Raw genomic sequence first — 24,407 nt, 5'->3', positions numbered from 1 at the left:
CCAGGGTTAGGTCATAGATTATGAAAAGGCGCATCTTAGTGGTTGATAATGAGCAGTATATTCAAGAAGTGGCTAAGATTTGTTTAGAAACCGTTGCAGGTTGGGAGGTGCTAACAGCTAGTTCGGGTAAGGAGGGAATCTTGCAAGCTGAGAATCATCAACCAGATGCAATTCTATTAGATGTGATGATGCCTGATATGGACGGATTATCTGCTTTTAAAAAATTACAAGCCAATCCAGCAACCCAAACAATTCCGGTCATTTTGTTAACCGCAAAAATCCAAGCTGCTGATCGTCGTCGTTATTCCCAGTTAGGTATTAAAAGTGCGATCGCTAAACCCTTTAATCCTTTAGAATTAGCTCACCAAGTTGCAGCGGAGTTAGACTGGAATTTGGAATGTAACAAGACGAAATGAATTGTGAGGACTACTAATGGGGACTATTAAGTATGATTGCTAATCGTAACACTTATACTACTCCAGAAGCATATCTAAAACTAGAAGAACATAGTCAGGTTAAACATGAGTATATTAATGGAAACATTTACGCCATGGCGGGTGCCCTAGATGTTCATGTTACCATTGCTCTTAATCTTGCATCTATTCTTCGAAATCATCTTAGGGGTTCTGGTTGTCGAGTATATATTACGGATATGAAAGCTAGAATCGAATCGTTAAACAGATTTTACTATCCTGATATTATGGTGACTTGCGATTCTCGTGACCAAGAAACAGCAGCTTATAAAAGATTCCCATGTTTAATTATTGAAGTTTTATCTGACTCTACGGAATTATTTGATAGAGGTGACAAATTTGCCGACTATCAAACTTTACCCACTTTACAAGAATACATTTTAATTAGTCCTAAAAAACCGCGAGTTGAGTGTTTCCGCAGGAATGATCAAGGACTTTGGACTTTACAATACTATACAGGTGAAGAAACATCATTTTTCTTCCCTACTATTCAATTCCAGGCAAAAATGACTGAACTTTATGAAGATGTCAACTTTCAGTAAAACTATAAAAAACTATAATTAGGGGAGCTATTAATTATGATTGCTAATCGTAACACTTATATTACTCCAGAAGCATATCTAAAACTAGAAGAAAATAGTCAGGTTAAACATGAGTATATTAATGGAAATATTTACGTTATGGCCGGTGCCCTGGATGTTCATGTAACCATAGCTGGAAATATATTCATTCTGCTGCGTAATCATCTTAGGGGTTCTGGTTGTCGAGTATATATTACGGATATGAAAGCTAGAATCGAATCGTTAAACAGATTTTACTATCCTGATATTATGGTGACTTGCGATTCTCGTGACCAAGAAACAGCAGCTTATAAAAGATTCCCATGTTTAATTATTGAAGTTTTATCTGACTCTACGGAATTATTTGATAGAGGTGACAAATTTGCCGACTATCAAACTTTACCCACTTTACAAGAATACATTTTAATTAGTCCTAAAAAACCGCGAGTTGAGTGTTTCCGCAGGAATGATCAAGGACTTTGGACTTTACAATACTATACAGGTGAAGAAACATCATTTTTCTTCCCTACTATTCAATTCCAGGCAAAAATGACTGAACTTTATGAAGATGTCAACTTTCATTAAGTAGGGAGGTACAATTATTTGTAGAATGGATTAACCCATGGGGGTGTTGGGTTTCATACTTCAACCCAACCTACGTTGATCTTAATATTTAATTCCACTCACCCACTTAATCTAAATATAATAGCCTAAAATTTCACAAACTTCCTGGTCACTAGTTTGAGAAAAATCCTCATACCACAATCCAATTGCTGAAAAAAACTCAGGAGTCTGTAAACACACTACCTCATCTACCTCCGACTCCAATTCCCTATAGGTACTTGCTGATGCTACAGGAATTGCTACCACAATTTTGCTGGGCTTTTGCTGTTTGAGAACAGCAATAGCTGCTCTTATATTCGCACCGGTAGCAATACCATCATCTACTAAAATGACTGTTTTGTTTTCAACCTTAATTGGTGGAGCATTTCTTCGATATGTTTGTTCCCGTCGCTTTAGCTCTTCCAACTCCTGAGATACAACCTTTTCAATCACATCTCTATCTATCCCCAAGGTAGCAATTATATCATGATTGAATACCCTAACCCCCCCAGCACCAATAGCACCCATAGCTAATTCTTTTTGTCCGGGCACACCAATCTTTCTGACGATACAAACATCTAGGGGAGCATTCACAGCTTTGGCAATTTCCCAACCTACGGGCACACCACCACGGGGTAGTGCTAATACTAGTAGATTTTCGTGGTTGGCGTAATCTATTAGACTTTCCCCTAACATCTTTCCAGCTTGAATACGATTATGAAATTTCATCAGCATCAACTCCTACTACTAGGTATATCTGGGGGGTATATCTGGGAGTCTATGTGGGTCTGACAATTTCCCACCCTTGAAAGTTGTGGAAAGTTGTTGTTTCCCTCAAAAATGATTAGTATGGCTAATATATCTCTAACCTTCTCACATAAAAACCACAGGGAGTGTAGATTTTAGATCTATCCCAAGGAGTAATTACTATGTTGCATAAAATTTTAGTTGCTTTAGAAAATCCGGATCAAAGCCAAAATATATTTGAGCAAGCTCTATTTTTGGCTCAAGTGAGCAGTTCTGAAATCATGCTACTTCATGTTCTGTCTCCCCTAGAAGATCCCTACCTCAACCCCATATTTCTTCAACCGGAAACTATCTACCCCTCCCTGTATGGAGAAACTATGAACAAGTATATGCAGGCCTGGGATGAACATAAGCAAGAACGACTAAAATGGATCCAATCCCTAATGGAAACTGCTATTAGTAGGGGGGTAAAGGCTGAAATGCTCCAAACCGTTGGGGATCCAGGTCGTGTCATCTGTGAACAAGCTATAAGCTGGTCTGCTGACCTAATTATTGTGGGACGTAGGGGAAGAAGGGGAATCAGTGAGGTGGTTTTGGGTAGTGTGAGCAACTATGTTCTACATCATGCTCCCTGCTCAGTCCTCACTATCCAGGGTGCAATTCCCGGTTAATTTTTTGACTCTCCTATTTTTTTAATTTTTCCCACCCCATCAATGTGATAAGTGAACAATTGGGCCATATCTACTGGGGAGGAAAATTTTATAAAAACTTTAGTTAAAGTAAGCAACAAAAATTAGCCTAAAGGTTTGGTTTGGATAATATTGAAATAAAGACCCCCCTGATTTATGAGTGCTAACTACCAAAATATCACATAACAAACTACCAAACATCCCAATTTAAAACTAGAGGTATCAATGAGTTTCGCAAATAACAAAAAAACAAACGAATATAAGGAATTAAAAGAAAAACCACATTGGCAAGGGACAACGGTCACACCAGCTACAAAAACTACCACCAGGGTTAGGGATACTAAATCCCAGGAAACATCTCAGGGAGCAGACATGAGTGATGATCTCAATCGTGGTAGGGTGGCTATTTTTATCGACGGTCTCAATCTATTTCATGCTGCTCTTCAAATAGGCATTGAAATCGACTATGTTAAATTATTATGTCGTTTAACTCAAACTTCTAGACTATTAAGAGCTTTCTTTTATACTGGAGTTGATACTAGCAAGGAGAAACAACAAGGTTTTCTGTTGTGGATGCGTCGTAATGGTTATCGAGTGGTAACCAAGGATATAATTGCACTTACGGAAAGTGGTAAAAAACCCAATCTCAATGTGGAAATTGCTGTGGATATGATTACCTTAGCTCCTTATTATGATACGGCTGTACTAGTTAGTGGGGATGGGGATCTAGCCTACGCTGTTAATGCTGTCACCAGTTTAGGATCGCGGGTAGAAGTTATAGGTCTGCAAACTATGACTAGCGATAGTCTCATTGATGTGGCAGATTATTTTATTGATTTTGATAGCATTAAACAATACATCCAGAAAGACTCCCAATTTGGTTACAATTATCGTTCTTCGCCCACTTCTCATCTTTGATGGAGATTTTAACGCCTGATATTAGTTCAGGGCTATTGACTGTGTCCAAATATAGTGTATAATATTGTAGGTGGGCTTATATGTTCGCGACTTTAGTAAACTAGGCGTGGAGCGGTGCATAAAAGCTATAGCCACCTGCAGCAACCTGGCCTTTTACCCATTAAACCTGTGTTTACAACGTTTTGGCTCAAGCTATATAAGTACAATACATGGAGACTGTGATACACGACTTGACCAATCAATTACAATTAACATTAGTAATTACCTACACCCTAATGGGTGGCTATTTTTTTGCCAATTGGTTTACATTCTCTCACCGTCACCCCGCATCAACTCCGGAAGAGAAGTTCTTATCACTAATTATATCCTTAGTGACCACTGTTTTCTGGCCTATGATTATTCCCATATCTTGTGTAAAAATTTTCAAAACCCGTCAACTGCGATCAGATACGGTTATTCCTCTACTTTTAGTACTGTTGGGTTTGACGATCTCTTATATCAGTTGTCAGTTGTTGAAATTAATATATTTACCTACTTAGCGCCGGATGGGTAACAAGAGACCTTACACCAAACTACTCCACAAATAAATCCGTAGAGTAGTTTGTTGATCTATTGCATGCCAGTGGGAAAAATTCCCGGTTTGACTGCAATATTGATAGTTTGTCCATTACGACGCAAGTCCAGACGTAAATTTCCTCCCACTTGGGCCACTTCTACAGCTTTCTGTACAGCAGAGCTGTCGGTGATCACTTCACCATTTAGCCTAACAATAACATCTCCAATGCGTATTCCAGCTTTCGCTGCAGGTGAATTGGGAACAACCCTAATGATTAATACTCCCTGATTTTCACTCACGGTCAACCCGCTATTAGGATCGGAATTGATTCTTTGTCTTAAATCTGGGGTGATGGAAACCATCTGAATTCCTAAATAGGGATGTTGAGCTTTACCTGTGGTTATTATTTGATTAGAAATACGTTGTGCCGTATTAATGGGAATTGAAAATCCTAATCCTTGTGCACCCTGAATAATAGCCGTGTTTATACCAATCACTTCTCCTCGGGCGTTTAGCAACGGACCACCGGAATTACCTGGATTAATTGCAGCGTCAGTTTGAATAAACTCAACCCGCTTATCGGGAACCCCCACTTGATTACTGGATCTACCAGTGGCACTAATAATACCTGTTGTTACCGTGTTATCTAGTCCTAAAGGATTACCAATGGCGATCGCCCATTGTCCTGGTTGTAACTGTTCCGAGTTACCTAGGGTAACTGCTGGTAGATTTTTAGCCTCAATCTTCACCACCGCCACATCCGTGAGTTGGTCTGCTCCTAATACCCTACCTTCAAAGGTTCTTCCATCTTTGAGGGTGACAGTTACCCTATCTGCACCCTCTACCACATGAGCATTAGTGAGAATACGACCATCATTACTAATGATAAAACCTGAACCAGCGCCCCGTTCTACCCTGTTTTCCCTGCGTGGTATTCTGGAACCGAAAAAGCGTCGTAGATCCTCAAATTCGTCTGGTGCTTGAGTTCTCACCGTGCGAGAAGAGTTAATTCTGACTACGGAGGGACCAACCTTCCGAACCACCTCAGTCACAAAATTACTGTCCGTATTTCCTGGTAGTGGTGCAGCATGAACACTCTCCACCCCAAGCTTAGATGCACTCTTGGTCAAAGCTTCCTGATTATTTGTTAGATAACCACCTGTAACAGTAATCCCCGAACCTAATAATATTAGGGATAGGGAGGTCAACCCTTGTTTCCAATATTTCCGGGGTGAATTATTGCTGTTTATAGTTAAAGTATTATCTGCTTGTTGTTTTCCCTTAGACATTTTCCGATCTCAAAAAATATAGGCCGTTACTACTAATGTAGATATTTTTGGCTGGATTTTGTTCCCATGTCCAGCTAACATCCACCAGATAATGTAAATTTTTGATAAATTTTTAGAAAATCTGTTAAGATAGTAACGATTTAGATTTACAGTAACTTTACCTAGGGGGGTTTTTGAAAAGACTAATTCTGTTGGTTTTAGCAGTAGCCACCGTCAGTGGAGGAGTTGCTACCTATACTTTCAATCATTCTACCAACGCCAGTAGTGCTACGAGTGGGGAAGTGGAGGAAACTTTGCCCACTCCCACTTTGGTAACAGCATTGGGGAGATTGGAACCGGAAACACCAGTGATTAAATTGTCTGCACCCCTAGCACTAGATGGGGACAGGGTGAAAAAAATCCTCCTTCAAGAGGGCGATGGGGTCAAAGCAGGTCAGGTAATTGCCATATTAGATTCCCAGGATAAATTACAAAGTGCCGTTGAAAGGGCGCAAAAACAAGTAAAAGTTGCTCAAGCTAAATTGAAGCAAATTCAATCAGGTGCTAAACCGGGAGAGATTCAGTCACAAAAAGCGAATGTAGAAAAGTTAAAGGCAGAGTATGAAGGCAACAAGAATGCTTACATACAAACTATTGCTAGGATAGAAGCCCAATGGCAAGGTGATAGAACTGCTCAGGAAGCAAATATTCGACAATTGGCTGCGGAACTGAAAAATGCTAAATCGGAATATCAACGTTATCAACAGTTATATTCCCAAGGAGCAGTTTCTAATTCTTTAATTGACAGTAAACGGTTAAATGTGGAGACCAGCGAACAAAAATTAACCGAAGCTAGGGCGATTTTGGAACGGATTAATACCACCGCTAGTAAACAACTGGCGGAAGCTAGGGTACAACTGAATAGAATTAGTAGCACTAGTGCGAAACAAATTAGGGCAGCTGAGGAAACACTAAATAGCATTGCTGACGTTCGTTCTGTAGATGTGAATTTAGCCAAAACAGAACTTGAAAGTGCTGTTTCAGTTCTTAACAGTGCTAAGACCGACCTGGAATCAGCTTTTATTCGTGCCCCTATGAGTGGTAGAATTCTGAAAATTCATACTCGTGCGGGTGAGAAAATTACCGCATCAGGTATTGCGGATTTTGCCCAAACGGAAAAAATGTCAGTGGTAGCAGAAGTTTACCAAACTGATATTAATCGAGTCAAGATTGGGCAGAAAGCCAGGATTATGAGTCCTACATTATCAGAGAAATTGGAAGGTAATGTAATTCAAATTGGTTTACAGGTCAACCGTCAAAATGTATTTAGTAATCAACCAGGTGAAAATCTAGACAGTCGAGTGGTTGAGGTGAAAATTCGACTCACTCCCGAGGATAGCAAAAAGGTTGCTGGACTAACTAATTTACAAGTGCAAACGGCAATTGAATTGTAATTTAATTTACTGATCGATTTACCTCTATTATTTAAATCCCTGTATTAAATCCTGGTAGGGTCCATGATATCAAAACTTTTTCTTAAAACCCCTTTGGCGTGGCGACAGCTCATGAAAGAAAGGACTCGATTGGCAGTTGCTGTGGCGGGTATTACTTTTGCTGATATGTTGATCTTTATCCAGATGGGATTTGAAAGTGCTTTATTTGATGCAGCAATTCAACCCCATCGCAAATTGCTGGGAGATTTAGTGTTAATTAATCCTCAATTTAATAGCTTGTTTTCCACGAAAAGTTTTTCTAGAGATAAACTATATCAAGCACTAGGGTATGATGGGGTAGCATCGGTTAATTCCATTTACATTGGTACGGCACAATGGCGCAATCCTCAAACACGAATTGATCGACCAATTTTGGTTTGGGGAGTTGATCCCTATCAACCTGGATTGAGATTTCCCGAAGTAGAAAAAAATAAAGATACTCTCAAATCACTCAATCATATTATGTTTGACCAAGCTGGTCGTCCCGAATATGGTGAGGTTGGTAAAATATTTCGAAAAACCGGCAACTTCCAAACGGAACTGAATAATAATTTGGTCAGCGTGAGGGGTTTATTTAGTAATGGTGCTTCCTTTGCAGCTGATGGCAATGTGGTGGCTAGTGACTCCACATTTTTACGATTATTTCCCCAACGCAAACCCGATCAAATCGAAGTGGGACTAATTAATTTAAAACCCGGTACAGATATCCAGAAATTAAAAGCACAACTGAAAATTGGGTTGAACCCCGATCCTAATAGCCCATTTGTGGAAGTGGGCACAACAGAGGATTTTGCCCAAAAAGAAAAGAATTACTGGGCCACTAGCACAGGGATTGGTTTCATTTTTGGTTTGGGTGTAGGGGTGGGTTTTATTGTTGGTATTGTCATTGTCTATCAGATTCTTTATTCTGACGTTTCTGACCATCTTCCCGAATATGCCACCCTCAAGGCTATGGGTTACACTGATTGGTATCTTTTAGGAGTTTTGATACAGGAATCCTTATTTTTGGCTATTCTGGGTTATTTACCTTCATTATTCCTCTCTTTGGGATTATATCAATTAACTTTTGTCGCTACCATGTTACCCATTACTATGAAAGCTGAACGGGCAATTAATGTGTTTATTTTAACGGTAATTATGTGTAGTATTTCTGGAGCGATCGCCCTAGGGAAACTTCGTTCTGCTGACCCGGCGGATATTTTTTAGATATTTCTTAAACAAGGAGAATGTCATGTTAGGAATTAGCTACGATGCAAAAATAGCAACTCAGACAGTAATTGAAGTTTCTCAACTCAATCATTATTTTGGTGAAGGTGGTTTAAAAAAACAAGTTCTATTTGATATTAATTTACAGATTAAATCTGGAGAGATTGTAATTATGACAGGTCCTTCTGGTTCAGGTAAAACCACTCTCTTATCCTTAATGGGTGGTTTACGTTCTGCACAAGAAGGCAGATTGCAAATACTCAACCAAGAGGTTTGTGGTGCTAGTAAGAGAGTCTTAACCAAAATGCGCAGACAAATAGGCTACATTTTCCAGGCTCATAATTTAATGAGCTTTTTAACTGCAAAAGAGAATGTAAAAATGTCCTTAGAACTGCACCCTGAGTATTTAAATCAAGACATTAATACTAAAGCCATAGCAATGTTAGAGCAAGTTGGACTAGGCGATCGAGTCAACTACTATCCAGAAAGTTTATCAGGAGGACAAAAGCAAAGAGTTGCGATCGCTCGTGCATTAGTCAGTCATCCCAAAATAGTACTAGCGGATGAACCAACTGCTTCCTTAGATAAACAATCAGGAAGGGATGTGGTGGAACTAATGCAAAAGTTGGCTAAAGAACAGGGTTGCACGATTTTACTAGTTACCCATGACAATCGGATTTTAGATATAGCAGATCGAATCATTTATATGGAAGATGGTCAACTGCGTTGATGAGGAGATAAAGTATATATCCATTACCAACAAACTGCTGTACCATATATAGTGTAGGGCTTAAAAAAATTTCATCAATAAATAGGGGAGGTATTTATGAAAATTTGGGTGAATGAGCAGATCGATCCCTCGGGGATGATTCATGCTTGTATAGCTTGTTGTGATGAAGACCAGGCTAAAGAATGTCATAACTCCTTTAGCCATAGCTTAACGGAAGGACAAAAAGCTGCTGGTTGGATAGCAAAGTTACGCACGGTAGAAACCTGGGACGAAGTACCAGTTAATGCTTTAAAACTGAATTAGGTGCAGTTGAGATAGTTTTGCCTGAACTTGATGATGATTATGGGAAGGTTGATTTTTGAGCAGTCTTCAGAGTTATGATCATAGACAATTAAAAAACAAAATTGCAAAAACTGATTAAATGTGGTCAACTCTCTAAGTGTTCGCACTTCCGATCCCAGCTATCCTATTAATTTAGTTGGCAAAACAGGACAAGCTGTGTACATTTCCATTCATAACCCCAGTCAATATATCTGTGCCAACTGCGAACAGATATTGCCAGATTGGAAACAACAACAATTCTTATGGGTGATTGTTGTATTACAACAATCAAAATATCCACTGGTAGAAATGACTGGGGAAATAGAAACAGAAAAAGAAAAATTGCGGGAAAAGTTTATCAGGTTCGGTTGTGACGTGGCTTTCAATTTACGAGATCAAGGTTATACTACCGATTTAATTGATCCCCGCACGGGTTATCCCTTACTTTCCCATCCGGGTCTGATTCCCCATGATGACACTGCAGTTGCTAAAGCATTGCTAAATTATCCCGTAATTAAAAATAAATGCTGTGTCTTAGTTCATCCCCAGTGGGGTACCGCTGTTTATCCCAGCGTTTTACTTTCTAGTGCGCCACCAGAAGTAATCCTATCGGCCATTAAATCTATTGCTCCCTTACATGGTTGGATGGAAGTTGATAATGAACTACCTCACCTCTAAATACCCCTAAATATGTTTTGGACGTCTTAACTGTCGGGAATTCATCGGAGCTAAAACTTGGTTTAAACCCCGTAATTGTTCCGCCGTACCCATACAAATCAGGGTATCTCCGGATATTAATATTGTATCCCCCGTCGGTCCCCCAATCAAGTTTCCATCACTCCGCCGAATTGCTAATACTAGAGCACCAGTTTGCGATCGCAATTTTGCCTTTTGTAGAGTCTGTCCCAGGAATGGACAATCACCGTCCAGTAAAAATTCTTCCATGTATAACTGTCTATCCGTCCCCGAAAGTATACCATCAACAAAATCTAGTACCTGGGGTCTTAACGCCGCTGCTGCCATTCTTTTACCCCCAGTGATGTATGGTGAAATTACCGTGTCAGCTCCCCCACGCTGTAGTTTTTGTAAAGACTCCTCCGTACTCGCTCGGGCGATCGCCCTAATTTGAGGGTTGAGGGTTTTTGCTGATAATACGGTATATAAATTTTCAGCATCAGAGGGTAAGGCTGCCACAATACAAACAGCACGTTGTATACCCACCTTCGACAAGGTATCATCCAGGGTAGCATCACCTTGATAGACCATATAACCCTGGGACTCCGCCTGCTGTACGGATTCCATATCAGAATCAACTACCACAAAGGACACGGACTCGGCCTGAAATTCTTTAGCAATTTGTCTACCTGTACGACTAAAACCACAGATAATGTAGTGATCTACTAGTGATTCCATTAAACGCCTCCGTTGTCGAACTTTAATGCCTTGTTGAAAGTAACCTTCAATTATTGCCTGTGTAAACCTATTAACTATGTAACCAATATTAATTATACCCATTAATATCAAGGCAATAGTAAATAAACGCCCCCGACTACCTAAAGGATTGGTTTCTCCATATCCCACAGTGGCCAAGGTAATTACGGTCATATAAGCAGCATCCTCCCACGACCACCCTTCCACTAAACAATACCAACAAGTACCAACAAAAAACACCAGAACCAGAGCTAAAGCACCAACCATTAGCTCTTGCTGAATCTGTTTATATTTATCTTCCAGTGTGGAGTACACAGTTAATCAGAAATTAAAGACCAAAATGTCAGAAAAACTAAAAATTTAAAAGTTAATGAAACTTTTATCGACCCTTTACAATAATATAGAGGATAATGGATAATTTTGAAATCTTCCGGAAAAACTGGCAAAGTATTTAGGACTAAAAATTTATTGGAGGTGCGGTAGTGAGTATCCAAAGTTTAGTTGAACAGCCAATAATCCCCTCAAATATATCAGGTATGAATGTATTTAGTGTGGATAATTTTAACCAAGTAGTGATGTCCACCTACGGACGTTTTCCCATCGCTCTGGAAAGGGGTGCTGGTTGTAGGGTTTGGGATACCCAGGGTAAAGAATATCTTGACTTTGTTGCTGGTATAGCTACTTGTACTTTAGGACACGCCCACCCGGCTATGGTAGAAGCGGTAACCTACCAGATTCAAAAGCTACATCATGTTTCCAATCTCTACTATATTCCAGAACAGGGGGCACTGGCTAAATGGATAGTAGAAAACTCCTGTGCTGACCGGGTGTTTTTCTGCAATTCTGGAGCGGAAGCTAATGAAGCGGCGATTAAACTTGCCCGGAAATATGCTCACAAAGTTCTAGACATTGCCCACCCCATTATTTTAACTGCTCATGCTAGTTTTCATGGTCGAACCCTAGCCACCGTCACAGCTACCGGACAACCCAAATATCAGAAAAACTTTGATCCCCTAGTTCCTGGGTTCCATTATATTAACTACAATGATATCAAAGAAGTAGAAGCAGCAGTGAGTGAGTTAGATGAAGGTAACTATCGAGTTTGTGCAATTTTAATTGAGCCATTACAAGGGGAGGGAGGAGTTCGTCCTGGTGACAAGCAGTATTTCCAACGCTTACGGGAAATTTGTGATGAAACTGGCATTTTATTAATTTTCGATGAAGTCCAAGTAGGAATGGGACGCAGTGGTAAATTATGGGGTTACGAACATTTAGGTGTGGAACCGGATATTTTCACCAGTGCCAAGGGGTTAGGTGGAGGTATTCCCATTGGGGCCATGATGAGCAAAAAGTTCTGTGACATTTTTGAACCCGGGGAACATGCGAGCACATTTGGTGGCAATCCTTTTGCTTGCGGTGTAGCTTTGACAGTGTGCCAGACCTTGGAAAGGGAAAATATTTTAGAGAATGTTCAGGAGCAGGGAGCCCATTTACGGGAAGGACTAAAAATGATTGTCCGTAAATATCCTCGCCATATTTCCCAGGTACGCGGTTGGGGACTAATTAATGGTATGGAAATTAGGGAAGATAGTCCCTTAACCGCATCGGATGTAGTCAGAGCTGCTATGGAAGAGGGGTTGTTGCTGGTACCAGCAGGTCCCAATGTAGTTCGGTTTGTACCTCCCCTAATTGTTACAGATACTGATATCAATCAGGCATTACAGTGCGTAGAAAGGGCCCTGGCAAGAATCAGCAACAATTAAATTTATCCAACCTAAGGGTGGGTGGGTACTTAACATTCAGTCCCCCTCTCCTCCCTTCCACACAATATCCTTACTCGGATTGGGATTTGGTAACTTTAAGGAAACTAAACCAGCTCCCAACACAAAAATCATTGATGTCCACAAACAACCCACTAACCCAAATAACTGATAGACTAATCCGGATAATACTGTTCCCGCTAGACGACCACCGGAATTGGCCATGTAATAAAAACCAACGTTTAAAGCTACTTTATCATCATCGGTAAATGCCAAAACTAAGTAGGAGTGAACCGCAGAATTAAAGGCGAATACCACACCAAACAACATTAGTCCACTAATCATAACTATATTAGCAGGCAACCCGCTTTGAAGAGCTAGTGCTATGACACAAGGAACAGCTGTTAAGGCAAATGTCCAAAATTGAATATTTTTGGCTGTTGGTGCCCGACCAGAACCAAATTTCTTCATTAAATTGGGAGCAAAAAATTGTACAATTCCATAGCCAATCACCCAGGTTGCTAAAAATCCCCCTACTTGATAAAAAGACCAACCCAAAACTTCACGTAAAAACACTGGTAAACCAACTACAAACCAAACATCACGGGAGCCAAACAAAAAGAATCTAGCTGCGGATAAAATGTTGATCTCTTCACTTTTAGAAAATAGCTGACTGAATTTAACTTTCTTTTTAATTTTCCCCATTCCTTTGGGTAATAATAATCCTGTGAACATAATCAAAAATAGCGCGCCTGCCATAATTAAGAGAGCATTGACAAAGCCAAATAATGATAACAAAGCACTACCAACAAAAAAACCAATTCCTTTTAAGGCATTTTTAGAACCGGTTAAAATTGCCACCCATTTGAATAGGGAAGATTGAGCATCTTGAGGAACCACTAAACGAATAGCACTTTTGGAGCTCATCTTAGTTAAATCCTTAGCAATGCCAGAAAACGCCTGGGCTACCATCACATAAAGAACTGCTAACCACTGCACCCAATCTGTATTTAACCAAGACAACATGAACAAAGAAAAAACTTGTAAACCTATACCACTATAAAGAGTAACTTTCAGACCTAATTGGGATCCCACCCATCCACCTAAAAAATTAGTAACGATGCCAAATATCTCATAAAACAGAAATAAAAAGGCAATTTGTAAGGGTGTATAACCAATTTGATTAAAGTACAACAAAACTAGCATTCTCAATGCGCCATCTGTAATGGTAAAACCCCAATAAGCTAGGGTAACTACAGCATAATTTCTCAAATTTGCACCTGAATCAGCAGTATGGTTCATATATTTTTGTTGTGTTACTGATGCCAACTTAAAGCTACTTTCCGAGTTAATTCAGCCATCCGATTAGCGTAACCCCATTCATTGTCATACCAAGCCAGGATTTTGACTTGGGTTTCATTGACAACCATTGTGGAAAGTGCATCAATAATTGAAGAGCGAGGATCATCCTTATAATCAATGGAAACTAGAGGACGTTCCTCATAACCCAAAATTCCTTTTAATGGTTCCTCCTCAGAAGCTGCTTTTAATAAAGCATTAATTTCTTCTATGGTGGTTGGTCGCACTACCTCAAATACACAATCCGTGAGGGAAGCGTTTAATAAAGGTACACGCACAGCTAAACCATTTAACTTGCCATTTAATTCGGGATAAATTAGTCCAATCGCTGTAGCTGAACCGGTGGAAGTGGGAATCAATGACATACCTGTAGCTCTAGCACGACGCAAATCTTTATGGGGTGCGTCAACTATGGTTTGGGTGTTAGTGTGATCATGAATTGTGGTGATAATTCCATGCTTAATTCCTATACCTTCATGAATAACTTTTACCACTGGTGCTAAACAGTTGGTGGTACAAGAAGCAGCTGTTAAAATATGATCCTCTTGGGGTTTATAAAGCTGATCATTTACTCCCATCACAATATTTAAAGCTCCCCCTTTTACGGGTGCAGCAACAATTACTTTACCTACTCCTCTTTGAAAGTAGGGACTGAGAGTTTCTAGGGTCCTAAATTTTCCTGAGCATTCTAAAACAATGTCCACGGCAAATTCTTCCCACGGAACTTCCCCCGGTTGGGAATATTCACTAAAGGTGAGGGATTTGTCACCAATAAGGATTCGGTCTTTTCCCGTTCCTACCTCATTTTGCCAACGTCCATGTACGGAATCAAATTTGAGTAAATGAGCTGCTGCTTCCACACCACCTTTGAGTTCATTTATATGCACAAATTCTATTTCTGACCAATCCCACCCAGCACGCAATACCAAACGTCCTATGCGCCCAAACCCATTAATTCCTACTCTCACTGTCATCTTAAAATTCCTTCCGCTTACGCAATAATTGACCAATAGTTAAATCGAATTCTGACTTACCCCCAAATACCGTCCCAGCTTTACCGTTATGTAAGTGTACATAGCCAATTTTGTATGCTTCCTCCGGTAAAGGTACGGAGCCAACGGAATTAACTATTGCTGGTGCCTTTTTTAAGTAAAAGTCCACAAACTCATAAATTTTCGATCGCTTTTCACCTGACCACAAATTCACATAAATAAATAGGGGTCTGGATAGGGGTTGATACCTGGATTTCCCTACTGTTTCCTGGGATGGTAAAACCGGACCCTTTTTGTTATCAATAGCTACCAGTTTTACTTTGTCTTGATTTTTCTCGTAGTAGGCATAGCCAAAATAGCTTAAAGCCTCAATATCTTTATTAACTCCTTCAACTAACACATTGTCGTCTTCACTAGCTGTATAATCATTACGACTAGCTTTTTCTTTGCCAATAATGGCCTCGACAAAATAGTCGTAAGTGCCAGAATCCCTACCTGGTCCATATAATTTTAATGGACGATCCGGCCAGGAAGCACGTATTTGATTCCACTTGGTAATTTTTCCCTGGGATTGGGGTTCCCATGTCTTTTTCAATTCATCAACTGTCATATCCTCAACCCAGTTATTTTGGGGATTCACTACAACAGTTAAAGCATCAAATGCAATAGGTATTTCTATATATCTGACACCATTCTTATTACACTCTGCCATTTCCTTGGCGGAAATCGGTCGGGAAGCATTATTTATGTCCATTTCATTACTGCAGAATTTTTTAAACCCTCCCCCCGTACCAGAAACACTTACTTCTACTGAACTGGAATTTTTCCCATCCTTAGTAAACTCTTTAACTATAGCCTGGGTAATCGGATATACAGTGCTGGATCCGTCTATTTTGATTTTACGTGCTATCTGAGAGTTAACATCTTTTGTTGCTTCTACTGAACTGTTTTTGTTCACATCAGCGGTGCAACTGGTGGCCAATGTTAACATTCCCACTGTGATCAATAATCTTACTGCGGTTGCTTTCACTGGTTTATCCTAAATATGGTTCTACTGGATAGTATGTATTCATCATTTCAAAAAAAATTGATATGTCAATTATGTAAAGGGAAAAATATACAAAAATTAACCATAACAATTTAATATTCCCCATTTCCCTTTCAGGTTAAGATGTCAAATCCTCCAGTTCAGGCAAATCATTAGGCGCACCACATGCGGAAATGTTACCAGTAAAGTTCACATCTGCCATCAATTCGGGATGCTCTTGTTTACGCTGGGCTATTTGTTCACGGGTAAGAATTTTGGACTGGTCAAATCCTAGTTCAATTTCGGTGCTTAAACCTTTATATTTGACCCGTTTGAGATTGTAAAAACGTTTGTTTAGGGTGGTTTTTACAAAAGCTCCTAAACAGCCTAAAAGATATTTACGCTTAAAGGAATCCTTCACAAACCAATATTCAAAGGTCTTGCGGAGGTAAAAGCGGGCATAGTTCTTAAGCACTCCTTTGAGAACATCTTCTCGCTCCATAGCATCCGGTTTCATGATAGGAGTGACGAAGTTATATTGGGAATAATCTCGAACTTCCACACGGTCTCCCAAATCCTGAAATAATTCAGAAAATGGCCAGGGGGTAAACATGTTCCAGTTTACCATGTCAGCTTTCCAGTCCAAAGCCATTTTATAGGTTTCTTCAATGGTTTCTGGGGTTTCGTTTTCCAGTCCCATAATAAACTGGGCTTCAGCAACCATGCCATTTTGCTGTAATAATTGAATTGCCCGTTTATTTTGTTCAATTGTGGTTTCTTTGCGGAACAGATTTAACTTTAATTGTGCAGCAGCTTCCGTACCCAAGGAAACATGAACTAAGCCAGCTTGACGGTAAAGAGGTAAATCTGCTTCGTCTCTCAATATGTCTGTAACTCTGGTGTTGATTCCCCAGTGCACACCTAAATTTCTGGCTATTAACTCATGACATAAATCTAGAAATTTTGGTTTGTTAATGGTTGGTTCTTCATCGGCTAAAATGAAAAATCCTACCTGATATTTTTTTACCAAAAGTTCAATTTGGTCCACGAATTTTTTAGGACTACTAGAACGATATTTCCGCCAGAATGCCCACTGGGAACAAAAACGGCAAGTAAATGGACAACCTCTGGCATAGTTGGGAACAGCTACTCGCACGTTCAAAGGAGTGTAGATATATTTACTCCAATCTAATAAGTCCCAATCTGGGGTCAGGGTATCTAAATCACTAATGGGTGGATGTGCTGGAGTGGCTACTACCTCCCCATTTTCTAAAAAGGCAATTCCTAAGATATGACGACGGTCTTTTTCATCACTACCTTGAGCGATCGCCTGTACTAAATTAACTGTAATTTCTTCTCCTTCTCCACGGATAATATAATCTACCCAGGGAGCTTCCTGGAGAACTTCGTTGTACATATAGGTGGGGTGAACTCCACCCATAATTGTTTTGGCTTGAGGAAGGATTTGTTTAACAATTTGTAGGGTAGTTTGTGACTGGTAAATCATGGGTGTAATGGCTGTTGCCAATACAATATCTGGCTGATAATCTCGAATGATTTGTGCTAGAGCATCATCAGTGATATAGTCGGTCATGGCATCCACAAACTGAATGTTAGTAAACCCGGCATTTTTTAATGCTCCTCCTACATAGGGAACCCAACTAGGTGGCCAATTACCCGCAATTTCCGCACCACCAGAATGGTAATTGGGTTGAATCATCATGATCCGCATAATTTACCTCTTAATCTTTCTCGATTTGAAGACAGGATTTACGCATCATCCACGGAAAATTTCGCTATTTCAGACCCAATATAGGGTGGCTATATTCGACTTTTAATTATTTTTTAAAAACTTTGTTCTGGGAATTTGCTTGTAGGGCACAAAATCAAAAAATGTTATGGTTTATGGTTAAAGGTGATGTTTGGGAGGCGCTCTGGTTCATCCCCTATCATAAGTCTACACCTAGAAACTTTCCTCTATGAATAAACTTTGCTAAGATTTAATGTTCAATTTACTTTTTTCTGGGAACGGTTCATGCTTAATTAATGCTAATGCTAAGCAAAACCTATAAGTATCGTCTATTTATTTACTCATTTACCCACAAAAGGAGGTAAGGGGTAAAACGGGGGAGTTGACCCGAATATCTTGTAAATACTGCTCTAGAATCTGAAATTGGTACAAATTTAAACTGTAGTATATCCAGCGTCCTTCTTGGCGATTTACAACCAGACCTGTCTGTTTAAGAATCTTTAGATGAAAAGAAAGTTTAGACTGACTAATACCTAAAGCATTAGACAAGTCACACACACAAAGTTCTCGATGGCGCAACAGCTCTATTACACTAATCCTAATAGGATCGGATAAAGCATGAAAAGTCTGGGCCATGAGATAAGGGGTTGTGTGCAAAGAGGTGGGCATGGATTTCTCCAATATTCAAATCCTCATGCTAGCATCTTTAAGCTAGTATTTCATCGTCAACAGAAAAGTCTATTTCCCCTTGAGCTGCACCACCGGTTAAATAGTCATTTTGAAAGGAATCTTGCAAACCGGAAATTAAATCATACTGGGGTTGCCAATTTAATTCTGTAATCGCTCTATTCACAGATGCAAAAAAGTGTTGTGCCCGCATGGGAAAAGCCTTACGCTTACCAAAATCAAACTTTTTAGGGTCGTAATGGACAATTTTTACACTGTCAGCAGACTTACCAGCAGCAATAGCACAAGCGCGAGCTAAACCATCAAAAGTCACAAAGCGATCGCCTGAAACATTATAAATCTTACCAATGGCTGTTTCGTTACCAATTACCTGTAACATTGCCTGAGCTAAATCTTGAACATGACCTAATTGGGTAATATGTAACCCGTTACCTGGAATGGGAATAGGGCGATCGCGCACTATGCGGTCAAAGAACCAACTTTCCAGGGGATTATAATTTTTCGGTCCGTAAATATAAGTGGGACGAATGGAAGTAAAAGGAATTCCTAACTGTTGCAAGAAGGACTCAGTTTCATGTTTACCACGATGACGACTTTTAGGATCAATAGTATCCCCTTCTACATGGGGCAATTGATCGGATTTAAGATACACTCCAGCTGAACTCATATAAACAAACTGTTTAACCCTTCCCTGGAACATTTTTGCCAAAGGTTCAGTATCAGTAAGTTCTCGACCATTATTGTCAAAAATGACATCAAAACTCTCCTGGGATAGCTTAGACAACTGACTAGGATCCGTGCGATCGCCAATAATTTGACCCACACCGTCCGGTGCAGGATAATTGCCACGATTAAACAATACTACTTCGTGTCCAGCCTTAATGAGCAATTGAGTTAAATAGACACCAATGAACCGAGTTCCACCAATAACCAGAATACGCATAAAATCACCATATCTGACAAACTTGAGGAGAAAAAATCGCCTGTAAATTGAGAGTATCACAGAGAATGACCCAAGGGGAATGCAGTTATGGTTCAATAATGTTATTCGTAATGGGGCTAATCACTGTGTCCACAACTAAAAAATATGCTATGGTTCACGAGTGGCTAACACCCAAAGCTACTGGGGGTTCAGAACTAGTAGTCCGGGAAATATTAAATCTAGTGGATGCTGATTTATATGCCTTAATAGATTTTGAATCAAGTAATCCTGAAAGCTATCTTTATAAGCGTCGAGTTGGCACGACTTTTTTACAACGCTTGCCATTTGCTTATCAAGGTGTACAAAAGTATTTGCCTTTATTACCACTAGCTATAGAGCAACTAGACTTGCGAGAATATGAAATTATTTTGTCATCATCCCATGCAGTAGCTAAAGGGATTCTAACCACTCCTAACCAGTTACACGTTTGTTATTGTCATAGTCCAATGCGTTATGCTTGGGATCTAACCTTTGATTACCTAGCTCAGAGCAAAGTCGGTAAAGGAGTTTTGGGATGGGTAACTAAATATCTACTACATGGATTGAGACAGTGGGACGTGGTCAGTGCTAACCGAGTGGATTACTTCATTGCCAACTCTCAACACACTGCCAAAAGGATTTGGCGGTGCTATCGTCGTCAAGCCAAAGTCATCTATCCACCAGTTAACACTGAAAATTGCCCCTTTAGTTCCCAAAAAGAAGATTTCTACCTCATAGTTAGCCGATTAGTTAGCTATAAACAAGTATCTTTAATTGTTCAGGCCTTTAATCAACTACAACGCCCACTAGTCGTCATTGGCAATGGTCCCCAAAAGGAACATCTACAGGCGATCGCCCGTCCCCATATTCAGATCTTGGGATGGCAATCGGAAACAGTAGTGAAATCATACATGGCACGTGCAAAAGCTTTTGTATATGCAGCTTGTGAGGATTTTGGTATTGCTTTAGTTGAGGCCCAAGCTTGTGGTACTCCAGTAATTGCATACGGTGCAGGGGGAGCTTTGGAAACAGTTAGGGATATTCGTACTTGTATTAAAACCGGAACAGGTATATTCTTTAAACAGCAAACCATAGCGTCTTTAGTGGAGGCCGTGCAAAACTTTGAAACCTATGAGGACCTGTTCAAACATGAGTATCTGAGATCCCACGCGGAAGGATTTTCTTCCCAGGTTTTTGCTAATGATTATCTAGATTTTCTAGATTCTTGTCAAAAGCAACACCACTCATAAAATCATATCCGCAACTCGTACAGTTATTTTTCCAATTTTCAAGAATGTTTTTGAGAATTGTCTCGGAAATAAGTGTCTTTTAGCTTTAAGATCGGGACTGTGTGTGGTGTGGATTATTAAGGAGTATAATGACTGCCCAGAGCTCACTCCTCTCCGATAAGCGTTACCCGCGTAAAGATGCCAGTACTTCGACGCATACTTCCAAAAAACGCGGTCAAAAACCTCAACCTCCCAGGATTAAACCTAGGGGCTTGAACTTTGAGGGTTTAAACGGAGAGCTTACCAAACGATTGTTTGATATCACTTTTTCACTATTGGTTTTGATCCTGTTTTTCCCTGTCTATATAGTTCTGGCTTTACTGATTGCTCTCAGTTCTGAAGGCCCTATATTCTACCTTCAAGAACGAGTTGGAAAAAATTATCGTGTCTTTAATTGCATCAAGTTTCGTACTATGGTGACAAATGCAGATGAAATACTGGCACAGATGATGGAAACTTGTCCAGAAATGCGTGATGAGTTTAACAGCACTTTTAAACTTAAAGATGATCCTCGTATTACCAAAGTTGGTCATTTCTTGAGAATTACTAGTCTGGATGAATTTCCTCAATTTTGGAACGTATTAAAGGGAGATATGAGCGTAGTTGGTCCCCGTCCCCTAGTAGTTAAGGAACTGCAAAAATACGGGTCTCACATTGATCAGGTTTTAACTATCCGTCCGGGAATAACCGGATTGTGGCAAGTCTCCGGGCGTAATGACATACCTTATCCTAAAAGAGTACAAATAGATCTACACTATGTTAGATATAGGAGCTTTTTACTGGATCTATGGATTATTCTCAAAACTATTAATATAGTCATTATTCCCAAGAACAACGGAGCATACTAAGAAACTTTCGGTTATTTAACCTGATTCAGTGGGTTTTTTCCCACTTACTAATCAGGTTGAACTAGTTGAAATGGTAAGAAACTAACCACCTACATGGTATTCTGGCTAATACTATAACTTTAAAAGGAAAAGTTTGGCGTGAATCGAATCAAAAAAGCTTTAATCACTGGTATTACTGGTCAAGACGGTTCATACTTGAGTGAATTTTTGTTAGAAAAAGGTTATGAAGTTCATGGCATAATTCGTCGCACCTCCACATTTAACACGGATCGTATTGATCACATTTACGAAGATCCCCATCAACAAGGTGCAAGGTTCTTCTTGCACTATGGTGATCTTACCGATGGTACTACCCTACGTCGAATTTTAGAAGAGGTAAAACCAGTTGAAATCTATAATTTGGGTGCCCAGTCCCATGTGAGGGTTAGCTTTGATTCCCCAGAATATACGGTTGATTCCGTAGCTATGGGAACCCTACGTCTCTTAGAAGCTGTTCGTGACTACCAAAATCGCACAGGGATTCAAGTTCGTTTCTATCAAGCTGGTTCTTCAGAAATGTATGGTCTAGTACAGGCTGTGCCTCAAAGTGAAACTACACCCTTTTATCCCCGTAGTCCCTACGCCTGCGCTAAAGTTTATGCCCACTGGCAAACTATCAACTATCGAGAATCCTATGGCTTATTTGCCTGTAATGGTATTTTATTTAATCACGAATCTCCCAGACGTGGGGAAACCTTTGTAACTCGCAAAATTACTAGAGCTGTATCCCGTATTGTAGCTGGTAAGCAAAACAAATTATATATGGGCAATTTAGATGCCAAACGGGATTGGGGATATGCTAAAGATTATGTGCGAGCTATGTGGTTAATGTTACAAAAAGAACAGCCAGATGATTATGTAATTGCTACTGGTGAAACCCACTCAGTGAGGGAATTTTTAGATTTGGCATTTAGTTATGTGAATCTCAAGTGGGAGGATTATGTTGAATTTGATCAACGGTATTTAAGACCAGCAGAAGTAGACCTATTAATTGGTGATTCCACCAAAGCTAGACAAAAATTGTCTTGGCAACCCTCAGTTACCTTTGAGCAGTTGGTAGCTTTGATGGTAGAAGCAGATCTACAGGCATTAGGGCTAAACTCCCCCCATAGCAGTAGTTTGCAAATTCCCTGGGATATGGCAATTATTCGTCATGAGATAGGTGCTCTACATTTTTAAGGGGTGGAAAGATGAATGAATTAGAATTAGAAAGCAAACGTATTCTGGTAACAGGTGGAGCGGGTTTTCTAGGTCGCCAGGTAGTAGCTCAATTATGTCAAGCTGGAGCTAATCCAGAAAAAATCACAGTCACACGCTCCCGTGATTGTGATCTAAGAGTTTGGGAAAATTGTCAGCGCGCAGCTAATCAACAGGATATTATCATTCACCTAGCTGCTCATGTGGGGGGAATTGGTTTGAATCAAGAAAAACCAGCTGAGTTATTTTATGACAACTTAATCATGGGAACCCAGTTGATCCATGCAGCTTATCAAGCAGGTGTGGAAAAGTTTGTCTGTGTGGGAACTATTTGCGCTTACCCTAAATTTACCCCCGTTCCATTTCAAGAGGAAGATCTTTGGAATGGTTATCCTGAAGAAACTAATGCTCCCTACGGGATTGCTAAAAAAGCTCTTTTGGTTCAGCTCCAGTCCTATCGTCAGCAATATGGTTTTAATGGTATTTACTTACTACCCGTAAATCTCTATGGACCTGAAGACAATTTTGACCCCAAAAGTTCTCATGTGATTCCCGCTTTGATTCGCAAGGTTTACGAAGCCCAAATTAATGGAGAAAAACAACTTCTGGTCTGGGGTGATGGTTCCCCTACCCGGGAATTTCTCTACTCCACAGATGCAGCACTAGGTATTGTTATGGGAACTCGGTTTTATCATGAATCTGCTCCCATTAATTTGGGTACGGGTTATGAAATCTCTATTAAGGACTTAATCACTCTTATTTGTCAATTAATGGAATATGACGGAGAAATAGTCTGGCAAACAGATAAACCCAATGGACAACCAAGACGCTGTTTAGATACTCAAAAAGCTAGGGCGGCTTTTGGTTTTACCGCTCAAGTGACCTTTGAGCAAGGATTGAAAAATACCATCCAATGGTATAGGCAAAATGCAAACTAAGGTCAGCAAGAAACAACTGCGTTACCAAATATTGGCAACTCGTCAATCCATGACCTTACAAGAATGGCAACTCAAGAGCGATCGCATTTGTAGTATAATACAATCCTCACCTTTATTTACCCGAGCCAAAACAATTCTCGCCTACTTGAGTTTTCGTCAGGAACCGGATCTGAGTTCACTGTTTAGTCGGTCTATGAATTCCCAACGTCGTTGGGGTTTCCCCCGCTGTGTTGGCAAATCTCTTGTTTGGCATTTATGGCAACCAGACACCATTCTAACCATCAGCAATTATGGCATTGCTGAACCAGATCCCTGTTCTCCTACCATAGACTCGACGGAAGCTGACCTCATCCTGGTTCCCAGTGTGGCCTGCGATCGCCAAGGATACCGTTTAGGTTATGGTGGTGGTTACTATGACCGATTTTTGAGTTCTCCCACCATATCCCACATACCCACTAGAGGGGTAGTTTTTGATTTTGCCTACTTACCAGAAATACCCTGGATTGATCCTTGGGACCAACCATTGGGAGGGGTTTTTACTGATCACCAGGGTTCTTAAAGAAAC

The 24,407-nt window shown here is 40.1% G+C and carries 26 protein-coding genes; 17 read left to right on the top strand and 9 right to left on the bottom strand.

All coding sequences use genetic code 11. The features are described 5' to 3' along the window. The first annotated feature begins 20 nt into the window (after positions 1-20). The 3 genes from C6N34_RS15785 to C6N34_RS15775 are packed head-to-tail and all read left to right on the top strand — an operon-like array spanning position 21 to position 1,618. Positions 21-416 (top strand): response regulator, encoded by a 396-nt coding sequence (locus C6N34_RS15785; protein WP_057178206.1) that lies wholly within the window; start codon positions 21-23, stop codon positions 414-416. Between the two features lie 32 nt (positions 417-448). After that, positions 449-1,015 (top strand): Uma2 family endonuclease, encoded by a 567-nt coding sequence (locus C6N34_RS15780; RefSeq protein ID WP_115538533.1) that lies wholly within the window; start codon positions 449-451, stop codon positions 1,013-1,015. A 36-nt stretch (positions 1,016-1,051) separates the two neighbouring features. Beyond that, positions 1,052-1,618: a Uma2 family endonuclease gene (locus C6N34_RS15775; RefSeq protein ID WP_057178204.1), complete on the top strand. Its 567-nt coding sequence runs from the start codon at positions 1,052-1,054 to the stop codon at positions 1,616-1,618. Positions 1,619-1,729: 111 nt separating this feature from the next. Here the strand turns inward: C6N34_RS15775 and C6N34_RS15770 are convergent, their stop codons facing one another. Beyond that, complete coding sequence (locus C6N34_RS15770; protein WP_115538532.1) at positions 1,730-2,371, bottom strand: phosphoribosyltransferase; 642 nt, start codon at positions 2,369-2,371, stop codon at positions 1,730-1,732. Positions 2,372-2,565: 194 nt separating this feature from the next. Here C6N34_RS15770 and C6N34_RS15765 point away from each other — a divergent pair, with 194 nt between their 5' ends. The 3 genes from C6N34_RS15765 (at position 2,566) to C6N34_RS15755 (ending at position 4,529) form a co-directional block, all read left to right on the top strand. Further along, complete coding sequence (locus C6N34_RS15765; protein ID WP_006276664.1) at positions 2,566-3,054, top strand: universal stress protein; 489 nt, start codon at positions 2,566-2,568, stop codon at positions 3,052-3,054. Between the two features lie 243 nt (positions 3,055-3,297). Then, positions 3,298-3,990 (top strand): LabA-like NYN domain-containing protein, encoded by a 693-nt coding sequence (locus C6N34_RS15760; RefSeq protein WP_006276663.1) that lies wholly within the window; start codon positions 3,298-3,300, stop codon positions 3,988-3,990. Positions 3,991-4,199: 209 nt separating this feature from the next. After that, on the top strand, positions 4,200-4,529 hold the full coding sequence (locus C6N34_RS15755; RefSeq protein ID WP_057178202.1) for a hypothetical protein: 330 nt from the start codon (positions 4,200-4,202) through the stop codon (positions 4,527-4,529). 70 nt (positions 4,530-4,599) lie between these two features. Here C6N34_RS15755 and C6N34_RS15750 read toward each other — a convergent pair whose 3' ends face one another. Then, positions 4,600-5,835, bottom strand: a complete 1,236-nt coding sequence (locus tag C6N34_RS15750) for an HhoA/HhoB/HtrA family serine endopeptidase (RefSeq protein WP_115538531.1) — start codon at positions 5,833-5,835, stop codon at positions 4,600-4,602. 173 nt (positions 5,836-6,008) lie between these two features. Here C6N34_RS15750 and C6N34_RS15745 point away from each other — a divergent pair, with 173 nt between their 5' ends. From C6N34_RS15745 to C6N34_RS15725, 5 genes are all read left to right on the top strand, one after another. Then, positions 6,009-7,268 (top strand): ABC exporter membrane fusion protein, encoded by a 1,260-nt coding sequence (locus tag C6N34_RS15745; RefSeq protein ID WP_115538530.1) that lies wholly within the window; start codon positions 6,009-6,011, stop codon positions 7,266-7,268. Between the two features lie 63 nt (positions 7,269-7,331). Further along, entirely contained in the window at positions 7,332-8,513 is a 1,182-nt protein-coding gene (devC, locus tag C6N34_RS15740; protein WP_115538529.1) for an ABC transporter permease DevC, read from the top strand. A 25-nt stretch (positions 8,514-8,538) separates the two neighbouring features. Next, positions 8,539-9,243 (top strand): DevA family ABC transporter ATP-binding protein, encoded by a 705-nt coding sequence (locus tag C6N34_RS15735; RefSeq protein ID WP_115538528.1) that lies wholly within the window; start codon positions 8,539-8,541, stop codon positions 9,241-9,243. 96 nt (positions 9,244-9,339) lie between these two features. Continuing rightward, positions 9,340-9,546 (top strand): hypothetical protein, encoded by a 207-nt coding sequence (locus tag C6N34_RS15730; RefSeq protein ID WP_057178199.1) that lies wholly within the window; start codon positions 9,340-9,342, stop codon positions 9,544-9,546. A 120-nt stretch (positions 9,547-9,666) separates the two neighbouring features. Beyond that, a complete protein-coding gene (locus C6N34_RS15725) occupies positions 9,667-10,242 on the top strand; it encodes a methylmalonic aciduria and homocystinuria type D protein (protein WP_006276656.1) in 576 nt (191 codons plus the stop codon). A 6-nt stretch (positions 10,243-10,248) separates the two neighbouring features. Here C6N34_RS15725 and C6N34_RS15720 read toward each other — a convergent pair whose 3' ends face one another. Next, on the bottom strand, positions 10,249-11,310 hold the full coding sequence (locus C6N34_RS15720) for a potassium channel family protein (protein ID WP_040008617.1): 1,062 nt from the start codon (positions 11,308-11,310) through the stop codon (positions 10,249-10,251). A gap of 167 nt (positions 11,311-11,477) precedes the next feature. Here C6N34_RS15720 and C6N34_RS15715 point away from each other — a divergent pair, with 167 nt between their 5' ends. Beyond that, entirely contained in the window at positions 11,478-12,758 is a 1,281-nt protein-coding gene (locus C6N34_RS15715; RefSeq protein ID WP_115538527.1) for an aspartate aminotransferase family protein, read from the top strand. A gap of 36 nt (positions 12,759-12,794) precedes the next feature. Here C6N34_RS15715 and arsJ read toward each other — a convergent pair whose 3' ends face one another. The 6 genes from arsJ to C6N34_RS15685 all read right to left on the bottom strand — a co-directional run bounded on the left by arsJ (position 12,795) and on the right by C6N34_RS15685 (position 19,513). Further along, on the bottom strand, positions 12,795-14,057 hold the full coding sequence (gene arsJ / locus C6N34_RS15710) for an organoarsenical effux MFS transporter ArsJ (protein WP_057178198.1): 1,263 nt from the start codon (positions 14,055-14,057) through the stop codon (positions 12,795-12,797). A 14-nt stretch (positions 14,058-14,071) separates the two neighbouring features. Then, complete coding sequence (locus tag C6N34_RS15705) at positions 14,072-15,088, bottom strand: ArsJ-associated glyceraldehyde-3-phosphate dehydrogenase (RefSeq protein ID WP_057178197.1); 1,017 nt, start codon at positions 15,086-15,088, stop codon at positions 14,072-14,074. 1 nt (position 15,089) lies between these two features. After that, complete coding sequence (locus tag C6N34_RS15700) at positions 15,090-16,136, bottom strand: PstS family phosphate ABC transporter substrate-binding protein (protein WP_115538526.1); 1,047 nt, start codon at positions 16,134-16,136, stop codon at positions 15,090-15,092. Between the two features lie 136 nt (positions 16,137-16,272). After that, complete coding sequence (gene bchE, locus C6N34_RS15695) at positions 16,273-17,865, bottom strand: magnesium-protoporphyrin IX monomethyl ester anaerobic oxidative cyclase (protein WP_057178195.1); 1,593 nt, start codon at positions 17,863-17,865, stop codon at positions 16,273-16,275. Between the two features lie 363 nt (positions 17,866-18,228). Continuing rightward, positions 18,229-18,552, bottom strand: coding sequence for an ArsR/SmtB family transcription factor (locus tag C6N34_RS15690; RefSeq protein ID WP_115538525.1), 324 nt, complete (start codon positions 18,550-18,552; stop codon positions 18,229-18,231). Positions 18,553-18,589: 37 nt separating this feature from the next. After that, positions 18,590-19,513, bottom strand: coding sequence for an NAD-dependent epimerase/dehydratase family protein (locus tag C6N34_RS15685; RefSeq protein ID WP_115538524.1), 924 nt, complete (start codon positions 19,511-19,513; stop codon positions 18,590-18,592). Positions 19,514-19,623: 110 nt separating this feature from the next. Between C6N34_RS15685 and C6N34_RS15680 the strand changes: the two genes are divergently transcribed. The 5 genes from C6N34_RS15680 to C6N34_RS15660 all read left to right on the top strand — a co-directional run bounded on the left by C6N34_RS15680 (position 19,624) and on the right by C6N34_RS15660 (position 24,401). Next, positions 19,624-20,781, top strand: coding sequence for a glycosyltransferase (locus C6N34_RS15680; protein ID WP_040008615.1), 1,158 nt, complete (start codon positions 19,624-19,626; stop codon positions 20,779-20,781). A gap of 128 nt (positions 20,782-20,909) precedes the next feature. Next, positions 20,910-21,668, top strand: coding sequence for a sugar transferase (locus tag C6N34_RS15675; RefSeq protein WP_115538523.1), 759 nt, complete (start codon positions 20,910-20,912; stop codon positions 21,666-21,668). 138 nt (positions 21,669-21,806) lie between these two features. Continuing rightward, the gene (gmd, locus tag C6N34_RS15670) at positions 21,807-22,886 is read left to right on the top strand and encodes a GDP-mannose 4,6-dehydratase (protein WP_057178191.1); all 1,080 of its coding nucleotides are present in this window, start codon (positions 21,807-21,809) and stop codon (positions 22,884-22,886) included. 11 nt (positions 22,887-22,897) lie between these two features. Continuing rightward, positions 22,898-23,842: a GDP-L-fucose synthase family protein gene (locus tag C6N34_RS15665; protein ID WP_057178190.1), complete on the top strand. Its 945-nt coding sequence runs from the start codon at positions 22,898-22,900 to the stop codon at positions 23,840-23,842. Continuing rightward, positions 23,832-24,401: a 5-formyltetrahydrofolate cyclo-ligase gene (locus C6N34_RS15660; protein WP_006276643.1), complete on the top strand. Its 570-nt coding sequence runs from the start codon at positions 23,832-23,834 to the stop codon at positions 24,399-24,401. Before C6N34_RS15665 ends, C6N34_RS15660 begins: the two co-directional genes overlap by 11 nt. The last annotated feature ends 6 nt before the right edge of the window (positions 24,402-24,407 follow it).

This window comes from Cylindrospermopsis raciborskii Cr2010, assembly GCF_003367075.2.
GTDB classification, from domain to species: domain Bacteria; phylum Cyanobacteriota; class Cyanobacteriia; order Cyanobacteriales; family Nostocaceae; genus Raphidiopsis; species Raphidiopsis raciborskii.
Note: the sequence above shows the minus strand (reverse complement) of the source record. Positions and strands in the feature narration are given on the sequence as shown.

Bases quoted from the DNA above. Each gene is read 5' to 3' on its own strand.
- C6N34_RS15730 (WP_057178199.1), top strand. From the start codon at position 9,340: ATGAAAATTTGGGTGAATGAGCAGATCGATCCCTCGGGGATGATTCAT.
- C6N34_RS15705 (WP_057178197.1), bottom strand. From the start codon at position 15,088: ATGACAGTGAGAGTAGGAATTAATGGGTTTGGGCGCATAGGACGTTTG.
- C6N34_RS15675 (WP_115538523.1), top strand. From the start codon at position 20,910: ATGACTGCCCAGAGCTCACTCCTCTCCGATAAGCGTTACCCGCGTAAA.
- C6N34_RS15780 (WP_115538533.1), top strand. From the start codon at position 449: ATGATTGCTAATCGTAACACTTATACTACTCCAGAAGCATATCTAAAA.
- C6N34_RS15735 (WP_115538528.1), top strand. From the start codon at position 8,539: ATGTTAGGAATTAGCTACGATGCAAAAATAGCAACTCAGACAGTAATT.
- C6N34_RS15755 (WP_057178202.1), top strand. From the start codon at position 4,200: ATGGAGACTGTGATACACGACTTGACCAATCAATTACAATTAACATTA.
- arsJ (WP_057178198.1), bottom strand. From the start codon at position 14,057: ATGAACCATACTGCTGATTCAGGTGCAAATTTGAGAAATTATGCTGTA.
- devC (WP_115538529.1), top strand. From the start codon at position 7,332: ATGATATCAAAACTTTTTCTTAAAACCCCTTTGGCGTGGCGACAGCTC.
- C6N34_RS15660 (WP_006276643.1), top strand. From the start codon at position 23,832: ATGCAAACTAAGGTCAGCAAGAAACAACTGCGTTACCAAATATTGGCA.
- C6N34_RS15765 (WP_006276664.1), top strand. From the start codon at position 2,566: ATGTTGCATAAAATTTTAGTTGCTTTAGAAAATCCGGATCAAAGCCAA.
- C6N34_RS15785 (WP_057178206.1), top strand. From the start codon at position 21: ATGAAAAGGCGCATCTTAGTGGTTGATAATGAGCAGTATATTCAAGAA.
- C6N34_RS15680 (WP_040008615.1), top strand. From the start codon at position 19,624: ATGGGGCTAATCACTGTGTCCACAACTAAAAAATATGCTATGGTTCAC.
- C6N34_RS15775 (WP_057178204.1), top strand. From the start codon at position 1,052: ATGATTGCTAATCGTAACACTTATATTACTCCAGAAGCATATCTAAAA.
- C6N34_RS15760 (WP_006276663.1), top strand. From the start codon at position 3,298: ATGAGTTTCGCAAATAACAAAAAAACAAACGAATATAAGGAATTAAAA.
- C6N34_RS15690 (WP_115538525.1), bottom strand. From the start codon at position 18,552: ATGCCCACCTCTTTGCACACAACCCCTTATCTCATGGCCCAGACTTTT.
- C6N34_RS15770 (WP_115538532.1), bottom strand. From the start codon at position 2,371: ATGCTGATGAAATTTCATAATCGTATTCAAGCTGGAAAGATGTTAGGG.
- C6N34_RS15685 (WP_115538524.1), bottom strand. From the start codon at position 19,513: ATGCGTATTCTGGTTATTGGTGGAACTCGGTTCATTGGTGTCTATTTA.
- C6N34_RS15665 (WP_057178190.1), top strand. From the start codon at position 22,898: ATGAATGAATTAGAATTAGAAAGCAAACGTATTCTGGTAACAGGTGGA.
- bchE (WP_057178195.1), bottom strand. From the start codon at position 17,865: ATGCGGATCATGATGATTCAACCCAATTACCATTCTGGTGGTGCGGAA.
- C6N34_RS15750 (WP_115538531.1), bottom strand. From the start codon at position 5,835: ATGTCTAAGGGAAAACAACAAGCAGATAATACTTTAACTATAAACAGC.